General features: G+C 73.0%; 6 protein-coding genes. 3 read left to right on the top strand and 3 right to left on the bottom strand.

Annotation, left to right across the window (positions count from 1 at the left end; genetic code table 11):
• Positions 1 to 138 precede the first annotated feature (138 nt).
• The 3 genes from RNC47_RS35280 (at position 139) to dxs (ending at position 4,205) form a co-directional block, all read left to right on the top strand.
• Positions 139 to 969, top strand: a complete 831-nt coding sequence (locus RNC47_RS35280; RefSeq protein WP_311604879.1) for an ATP-binding cassette domain-containing protein — start codon at positions 139 to 141, stop codon at positions 967 to 969.
• Entirely contained in the window at positions 962 to 2,191 is a 1,230-nt protein-coding gene (locus RNC47_RS35275; protein WP_311604877.1) for a sugar ABC transporter permease, read from the top strand. The genes RNC47_RS35280 and RNC47_RS35275 overlap by 8 nt, the downstream gene beginning before the upstream one ends.
• 109 nt (positions 2,192 to 2,300) lie before the next feature.
• Complete coding sequence (gene dxs / locus RNC47_RS35270) at positions 2,301 to 4,205, top strand: 1-deoxy-D-xylulose-5-phosphate synthase (protein WP_311604876.1); 1,905 nt, start codon at positions 2,301 to 2,303, stop codon at positions 4,203 to 4,205.
• 32 nt (positions 4,206 to 4,237) lie between these two features.
• On the opposite strand, the gene RNC47_RS35265 is transcribed toward dxs, so the two are convergent.
• The 3 genes from RNC47_RS35265 to RNC47_RS35255 are packed head-to-tail and all read right to left on the bottom strand — an operon-like array spanning position 4,238 to position 7,984.
• On the bottom strand, positions 4,238 to 4,636 hold the full coding sequence (locus tag RNC47_RS35265) for a PIN domain-containing protein (RefSeq protein WP_311604875.1): 399 nt from the start codon (positions 4,634 to 4,636) through the stop codon (positions 4,238 to 4,240).
• 7 nt (positions 4,637 to 4,643) lie between these two features.
• Positions 4,644 to 6,773, bottom strand: a complete 2,130-nt coding sequence (locus RNC47_RS35260; RefSeq protein WP_311604874.1) for a 3-hydroxyacyl-CoA dehydrogenase NAD-binding domain-containing protein — start codon at positions 6,771 to 6,773, stop codon at positions 4,644 to 4,646.
• Entirely contained in the window at positions 6,770 to 7,984 is a 1,215-nt protein-coding gene (locus tag RNC47_RS35255; protein ID WP_311604872.1) for a thiolase family protein, read from the bottom strand. The genes RNC47_RS35260 and RNC47_RS35255 overlap by 4 nt, the downstream gene beginning before the upstream one ends.
• Positions 7,985 to 8,320: the final 336 nt, after the last annotated feature.

The following is an 8,320-nucleotide window of genomic DNA, read 5'->3' as shown; positions in this document are numbered from 1 at the left end:
GCCTCGCCCCGTCGGGGGCGAAGGGGCGGGTGGGTGGGGAGAGACCCTCGGCCGCACCACCGGACGTACGCCTCGCCGGCTCGCCCGTCGGGGCGGGTGGTCGGGGAAAGAACCGTCGCCCAGAGGGAGTCGAACGCCATGACAGCCACCACCGCACCACCCCCGTCCCCCATCCTCGCCCTGCGGGGCGTGTCCAAGCGGTTCGGCGCGGTGCAGGCGCTCACCGACGTGGAGTTGGAGATCCGGGCCGGCGAGGTCACCGCCCTCGTCGGGGACAACGGGGCGGGGAAGTCCACCCTGGTCAAGACGATCGCCGGCGTGCACCCCGTCGACGCGGGCGTGATCTCCTGGAAGGGCGCGCCGGTCCGCATCGCCAAGCCGCACGACGCCCAGGAACTCGGCATCGCCACCGTCTACCAGGACCTCGCGCTCTGCGACAACCTCGACGTCGTCGCCAACCTCTTCCTCGGCCGCGAGATACGCCGCCGCAGCGTCCTCGACCAGGTGACGATGGAGAGCCGCTCCCGGGAACTGCTGGACACCCTGTCGATCAGGATCCCCAGCGTCCGCATCCCGGTGGCCTCGCTCTCCGGCGGTCAGCGGCAGGTCGTGGCCATCGCCCGCGCGCTCGTCGGCTCGCCCGAGGTGGTCGTCCTCGACGAGCCCACCGCCGCGCTCGGCGTCGAGCAGACCGCCCAGGTGCTCGACCTCATCGAGCGGCTGCGGGAGCGCGGCCTCGCGGTGATCCTCATCAGCCACAACATGGCCGACGTGCGGGCCGTCGCCGACCGCGTCGTCGTGCTGCGCCTCGGCAGGAACAACGGGGACTTCCGCGTCGCCGACACCTCGGGCGAGGAGATCATCGCCGCCATCACCGGCGCCGCCGACAACGCCGTCGCCCGCCGCGCGGGCCGCACCGGCGCCGGCACCGGCGCCCCTAGGGAAGCACCCAAGGAGAGCCATGAGTGACGACCTGGCGCCCGATCCCCGGCTGCTGGTCCGCGAACGGGGCCTCGCCGGCTACGTGGAGGCGTTCCGGCGCCGGATACGCGGCGGCGAACTCGGCTCCATCCCCGTCATCGTCGGCATGATCGTGATCGCCGTCGTGTTCCAGAGCCAGACCGGGAACTTCCTCTCGCCGCGCAACCTCAGCAACATCACCGTCTACATCGCGGGCCCCGGCATCATGGCCGTCGGCATCGTCCTGGTGCTGCTGCTCGGCGAGATCGACCTCTCCGTCGGCTCCATGGCCGGCCTGTCCGCCGCGCTGTGGGCGGTGCTCTCGGTCAGCCACGGCGTCGACGACCTGCTGGCCATCGTCCTCGCCGTCGGTGCCGGCGCCGTCGTCGGCACCGTCCACGGCTTCTTCTTCGCCCGGGTCGGCGTACCGGCGTTCGTCGTCACCCTGGCCGGCTTCCTCGGCTGGAGCGGCCTGCAGATCTGGGTGATGGGCGACGAGGGCACCATCAACGTGCCGTCCGACAGCCTGGTCCGCGACTTCTACAACTTCTACTTCAGCGACATCTCCGCCGCCTACTCGCTGGCCACCGTCGTCACCGCGGGCTACGTGTTCGCGCTGTGGCGGCAGGAGCGCCGACGCCAGGCGGCCCAGCTGCCCACCAGGCAGCTCGGCGAGATCGTGGTGCGCGGCGCCCTGGTCGCCGTGGCCGCCTTCCTCACCGCCTACACCCTCAACCAGCACCGGGGGCTGCCGCTCGCCCTCGTCGTCTTCCTGGTCATCCTGCTGCTCGCCGACTTCATGGTGCGCCGCACCACCTACGGCCGTCAGATCTACGCCGTCGGCGGCAACGCGGAGGCGGCCAGGCGGGCCGGCATCAACGTGGAGTTCGTGCGGCTCACCGTCTTCACCATCGGTAGCGCGCTCGCCGCCTTCGGCGGCCTCTTCGTGGCGGCCCAGGCCGGCGGCGCCTCCAAGAGCCTGGGCTCGGGCAACCTGCTGATGAACGTGATCGCCGCCGCCGTCATCGGCGGCACCAGCCTCTTCGGCGGCCGCGGCTGGATCTGGTCGGCGCTGCTCGGCACCCTCGTCATCCAGTCCATCACCACCGGGCTCCGCCTGATGAGCATGTCGAGCGAGATCCAGTACATGATCACCGGCGCGGTGCTGCTGATCGCCGTCGTCGTCGACTCCGTCTCCCGGCAGACCAGGCGAAGCGCGGGACGAACCTGAGGGCCGCCTGCGCGGGCCCACGGGATCCATCCTGCGGGCCCGCCGGGCGGCTCGTCACACTAAACTTCGTCGGACGGTCATGTGAGACAGCCCGACGCAAGGAGGAACGGTGCCGCTGCTGACCCGTATCACGGGACCGCGCGATCTCGACCGGCTGAGCCCCGAACAGCTGGACGAGCTGGCCGGCGAGATCCGCTCCTTCCTCATCAGCTCGGTCGCCAGAACCGGCGGCCACCTCGGCCCCAACCTCGGCGTCGTCGAACTCGCCATCGCGATCCACCGGGTCTTCGACTCGCCGCGCGACCGCGTCCTCTGGGACACCGGCCACCAGAGCTACGTCCACAAGCTGCTCACCGGCCGGCAGGACTTCTCCCGGCTCCGCGCCAAGGACGGCATCTCCGGCTACCCCTCCCGCGCCGAGTCCGAGCACGACGTGATCGAGAACAGCCACGCCTCCACCGTGCTCGGCTGGGCCGACGGCCTGGCCAAGGCCAACGAGCTGCGCGGCGACCCGCACCACGTGGTGGCCGTCACCGGCGACGGCGCCCTCACCGGCGGCATGGCCTGGGAGGCGCTGAACAACATCGCCGCCGCCAAGGACCGCCCGCTGGTCATCGTCGTCAACGACAACGAGCGCTCCTACGCGCCGACCATCGGCGGCCTCGCCAACCACCTGGCCACCCTGCGCACCACCGACGGCTACGAGCGCTGGCTGGCCCGCGGCAAGCAGATGCTCAACCGCACCCCGGTCGTCGGCCGCCCGCTCTACGGCACCCTGCACGGCGCCAAGAAGGGCCTGAAGGACGTCATCGCGCCGCAGGGCATGTTCGAGGACCTGGGCCTGAAGTACCTCGGCCCCATCGACGGCCACGACATCCAGGCCCTGGAGTCGGCGCTGCAGCGCGCCAAGCGGTTCGGCGGCCCGGTCATCGTGCACTGCATCACCGAGAAGGGCCGCGGCTACCAGCCCGCGCGGGACGACGAGGCCGACCAGTTCCACGCGGTCCCCGTGATCCACCCCGACACCGGCCTGCCGGTCTCCCAGTCGAGCGCCGACTGGACCTCCGTCTTCGGCGAGGAGATCGTCAAGATCGGCCGGGAGCGCGAGGACATCGTGGCCATCACCGCCGCCATGCTCCGCCCGGTCGGCCTCGCCGACTTCGCCGACGAGTTCCCCGACCGGGTCTTCGACGTCGGCATCGCCGAGCAGCACGCCGCCGTCTCGGCCGCCGGCCTGGCCACCGGCGGGCTGCACCCGGTCTTCGCGGTCTACGCCACCTTCCTCAACCGGGCCTTCGACCAGCTGCTGATGGACGTGGCCCTGCACCGCTGTGGCGTAACGTTCGTTCTCGACCGGGCCGGCGTCACCGGGCCCGACGGCGCCTCCCACCACGGCGTCTGGGACATGTCCATCCTGCAGTGCGTGCCCGGGCTGCGGCTCGCCGCCCCGCGCGACGCCGACCAACTGCGCGCCCAGCTGCGCGAGGCCGTCGAGGTCGACGACGCGCCCACCGTCATCCGGTACTCGAAGGGCAAGGTCGGCCCGGCCGTCGCGGCCGTCGGCACCGTCGGCGGCATGGACGTGCTGCTCCGCCCCGAGGAGGGCACCGAGCGGCCCGACGTGCTGCTGGTCTCCGTCGGCGCGCTGGCCCCCGTCTGCCTGGAGGCCGCCGAGCTGCTGCGCAGGCAGGGCATCAGCACCACCGTCGTCGACCCCCGCTGGGTCAAGCCCGTCGACCCCGCCCTGCCCGGCCTCGCCGCCGAGCACCGGGTGGTGGTCACCGTGGAGGACAACAGCCGCGCGGGCGGCGTCGGTTCCGCCATCGCCCAGGCGCTGCGCGACGCCGACGTGGACGTGCCGCTGCGCGACTTCGGCATCCCCGACCGGTTCCTGGAGCACGGCACCCGCGAGGAGGTGCTGGCCGCGGCCGGCCTGACGGGCCCGGACATCGCCCGCCAGGTCACCGGCCTCGTCGCCCGCCTGGAGGGCCCGCTGGACGCGACGCGCGCCTGACCGCGCGAGGCCGCCGGGAGGATCCCGGGCCGTCAGAAGCTCATCGCCTCCCGCGGCCCGATCGTCTCGGCGCCGAGCGCCGCCACCCGTGCCCGCAACTCCCGGTCGGCGGTGACCACCAGGCACCGCCGGCCCCCGCCCTCCGCGCGCACCAGCCGCACCACCAGGTCGTCGCCGCTGCCCGGCGCCGACTCCACCCGCACCCCCGGCACCGAGGCCACGCCGCGCGCCGCGCCCTCCACGACCAACACCACCTCGGCCGGCCCCGGATAGCCGACCAGCCGGTCCCGCAGCCGCTCCGCCGCCCCCCGCCGGTCCCGCCACCAGCCGTCCGGCACCGAGCCCACCACGTTGGCCCCGTCCACCACGACCAGCGGCACCCGGCCCGCCTGGGGCGAGCCGGGTGCCGCCGTCGACTTCCCGTCCGTCACCGGTCCGTCACTCCGGAACGCTCGCCACCCCGCGCGGCAGCAGCCGCCGCCCGAGCACCCGCTCCGAGATCCCGGCCCGGTCCAGGTAGGGGGTGATCCCGCCCAGGTGGAACGGCCAGCCGGCGCCGGTGAGCAGACACAGGTCGATGTCCTGCGCCTCCGCCACCACGCCCTCGTCGAGCATCAGCCCGACCTCCTCGGCGATGGCGTCCAGCGCCCGCGCCCGCACCTGCTCCTCGGTCAGCACCCGGTCGCCCACCTCGAACAGCGCGAGCACCTCGGGGTCGAGCTCCGGCTTGCCCGAGTCGTGCGTGTACAGGCCGCGCTTGCCGGCCGCCACCACCCGGCCCAGGTTCTCCGAGACCCCGAACCGGTCGGGGAACGCCCCGTGCAGGGTGCCCGCCACATGGTGCGCCACCGCGGGACCCACCAGTTCCAGCAGCGTGATCGGCGACATCGGCAGGCCGAGCGGCTCCAGCGCCCGGTCCGCGACCTCGACCGGGGTGCCCTCGTCGATCGCGCCCAGCACCTCGCCCATGAACCGGGTCAGGATCCGGTTCACGACGAACGCCGGCGCGTCCTTGACCAGCACCGCCGACTTCTTCAGCTTCCTGGCCACCGCGAAGGCCGTGGCCAGCGAGGCGTCGTCGGTACGCTCCGCCCGCACGATCTCCAGCAGCGGCAGCACCGCCACCGGATTGAAGAAGTGGAAGCCGACCACCCGCTCCGGGTGCTTCAGCTCGGCCGCCATCTCGGTCACCGACAGCGAGGAGGTGTTGGTCGCCAGGATCGCCTCCGGCGACACCACGGCCTCCAGCTCGGCGAACACCTGCCGCTTGACCGACATCTCCTCGAACACGGCCTCGATCACGAAGTCCGCGTCGGCGAAGGCCGCCACCCGGTCCAGCGAACCGGTCACCGCCGCCTTGAGCCGGTTGGCCTTGTCCTGGCCGATCCGCCCCTTCAACAGCAGCATGTCGACCTGCTCGTGGACCCAGCCGACGCCCTTGTCCACCCGCTCCTGGTCGATGTCCGTCAGCACCACGGGCACCTCGAGACGCCGCGCGAACAGCAGCGCCAGCTGGGAGGCCATCAGCCCCGCCCCCACCACGCCGACCTTGGTGACCGGCCTGGCCAGCGACTTGTCCGGCGCGCCCACCGGCCGCTTGGCCCGCCGCTGCACCAGGTTGAACGCGTAGAGCCCGCTGCGCAGCTCCTCACCCATGATCAGGTCGGCCAGCGCCTCGTCCTCGGCCGCGAAGCCGGCCCGCACGTCGCCGTCCCTCGCCTGGGAGACGATCTCCAGCGCCCGGTAGGCGGCCGGCGCCGCGCCGTGCACCTTGTCGTCCGCGATCGTCCGGCCCCTGGCCACCGCCTCGTCCCAGGCCGTGCCGCGGTCCGGCTCCTGCCGCACCACCTCGATCTCGCCGCGCAGCACGGCCGAGGTCCACACGAGCGACTGCTCGAGGAAGTCGGCGCCGTCGAAGAGGGCGTCGGCGATGCCCAGTTCGTAGACCTTCGTGCCGTTCAGCATGCGGTTCTGGCTGAGCGCGTTCTCGATGATCACGGTGACGGCGCGGTCGGCGCCGATCAGGTTCGGCAGCAGCGTGCAGCCGCCCCAGCCCGGCACCAGGCCCAGGAAGACCTCGGGCAGCGCGAACGCGGTGACCGCGCGGGAGACCGTGCGGTAGGCGCAGTGCAGCCCGACCTCGACGCCGCCGCCGAGTGCCGCGCCGTTGTAGTACGCGAACGTCGGCACCGCGAGCCCGGCGAGCCGCGCGAACACGTCGTGCCCGCCACGCCCGATGGCCAGCGCCTCGTCCCGCTCGCGCAGCACCTCGACGCCCTTCAGGTCGGCGCCGACCGCGAAGACGAACGGCTTGCCGGTGAGCCCGACGCCGACGATCTCGCCCGCGTCGGCCTCGGCCTGCACCTGGTCGATCGCCGCGTCGAGGTTGGCCAGCGACCGCGGCCCGAAGGTCGTCGGCTTCGTGTGGTCGAAGCCGTTGTCCAGGGTGATCAGCGCGAACCGGCCGCCGTTCCCCGGCAGGTCCAGGTGGCGCACGGACGCGCTGGTGACCACCTCGTCCGGAAACCGCTCGGCCGCCGCACGCAACGTCTCGGTCGTACCGCTCACTTGCCCTCCCACTGCGGGTTCTCCCAGATGACCGTGGCACCCATGCCGAAGCCCACGCACATCGTCGTGAGGCCGTACCTGACGTGCGGCTGGTCCTCGAACTGCCGGGCCAGCTGCGTCATCAGCCGCACCCCGGAGGAGGCCAGCGGGTGGCCGAACGCGATCGCGCCGCCGTACTGGTTGACACGGTGGTCGTCGTCGGCGATGCCGAAGTGCTCCAGGAAGGCCAGCACCTGCACGGCGAACGCCTCGTTGATCTCGAACAGGCCGATGTCGCCGATCGTGAGCCCCGCCTTGGCCAGCGCCTTCTCGGTCGCCGGCACCGGACCGTACCCCATCACCTCGGGCTCGACCCCGGTGAACGCGAACGACACCAGCCGCAGCTTCACCGGCAGCCCGAGCTCCCGGGCCACGTCCTCGGCGGCGATCACGGAGGCCGTGGCGCCGTCGTTGAGGCCGGCCGAGTTGCCGGCGGTGACCCGGCCGTGCGGCCGGAACGGCGTCTTGAGCGAGGCCAGCCCCTCCAGCGTGGTGCCGGGCCGCATCGGCTCGTCGGCGGTGGCCAGACCCCAGCCCTGCTCACCGCCCTCCGCGGAGGTGCGGCGCACCGCGACCGGCACCAGGTCCGCCTGGATCTTGCCGTCCGCGTACGCCTTGGCGGCCTTCTCCTGGCTGCGCACCGCGTACTCGTCGGCACGGGCCTTGCTGAGGCTGGGGAACCGGTCGTGCAGGTTCTCCGCCGTCATCCCCATGAAGAGCGCGGACTCGTCGACCAACTTCTCCGAGACGAAACGCGGGTTGGGGTCCACGCCCTCGCCCATCGGGTGCCGGCCCATGTGCTCGACGCCGCCGGCGACGGCGATGTCGGCGGCGCCGAAGGCGATGGCCCCCGCGGTCGTCGTGACGGCGGTGAGCGCGCCGGCGCACATCCGGTCGATGGAGTAGCCGGGCACGGACTTCGGCAGGCCGGCGAGGATGGCCGCGGTGCGGCCGATGGTCAGCCCCTGGTCGCCGATCTGCGTGGTGGCCGCGATGGCCACGTCGTCGACCCGCTCCGGCGGCAGCTGGGGATTGCGGCGCAGCAGCTCGCGCACGCACTTGATGACCAGGTCGTCGGCGCGGGTCTCGTGGTAGATCCCCTTCGGACCCGCCTTGCCGAACGGAGTACGGACGCCGTCGACGAAGACGACGTCCCTGACGGTACGCGGCACGATGGTTCTCCTCCACGCCGAGAGATTCCTGTCCGCCTCCATGCTACTCACCGGTAACCCGACGCGCGACGGCCTGTCCGGTTTTCCCCCACGGACCCGCTGGGCGCTATGCCTTGGCCACCGGCCCGCAGGGCCCGGCTCGGCGGCTTCGCCGCCACGAGCCGGGCCTGGCGGCCGTGCCGGCCTGGCGGCCGTGCCGGCCTGGCGGCCGTGCCGGCCTGGCGGCCGTGCCGGCCTGGCGGCCGTGCCGGCCTGGCGGCCGTGCCGGCCTGGCGGCCGTGCCGGCCTGGCGGCCGTGCCGCGCCCACCCACCCGCCCTCCGGGCGGGTCGTCGCG

This window comes from Streptomyces millisiae (genome assembly GCF_031845425.1).
Lineage (GTDB): Bacteria > Actinomycetota > Actinomycetes > Streptomycetales > Streptomycetaceae > Streptomyces > Streptomyces millisiae.
This window is presented reverse-complemented; position numbering and strand designations above follow the sequence as displayed.

What these genes read in the sequence shown, in the direction of transcription:
- RNC47_RS35275 (WP_311604877.1), top strand. Translation starts at nt 962, where the DNA reads ATGAGTGACGACCTGGCGCCCGATCCCCGGCTGCTGGTCCGCGAACGG.
- RNC47_RS35280 (WP_311604879.1), top strand. Translation starts at nt 139, where the DNA reads ATGACAGCCACCACCGCACCACCCCCGTCCCCCATCCTCGCCCTGCGG.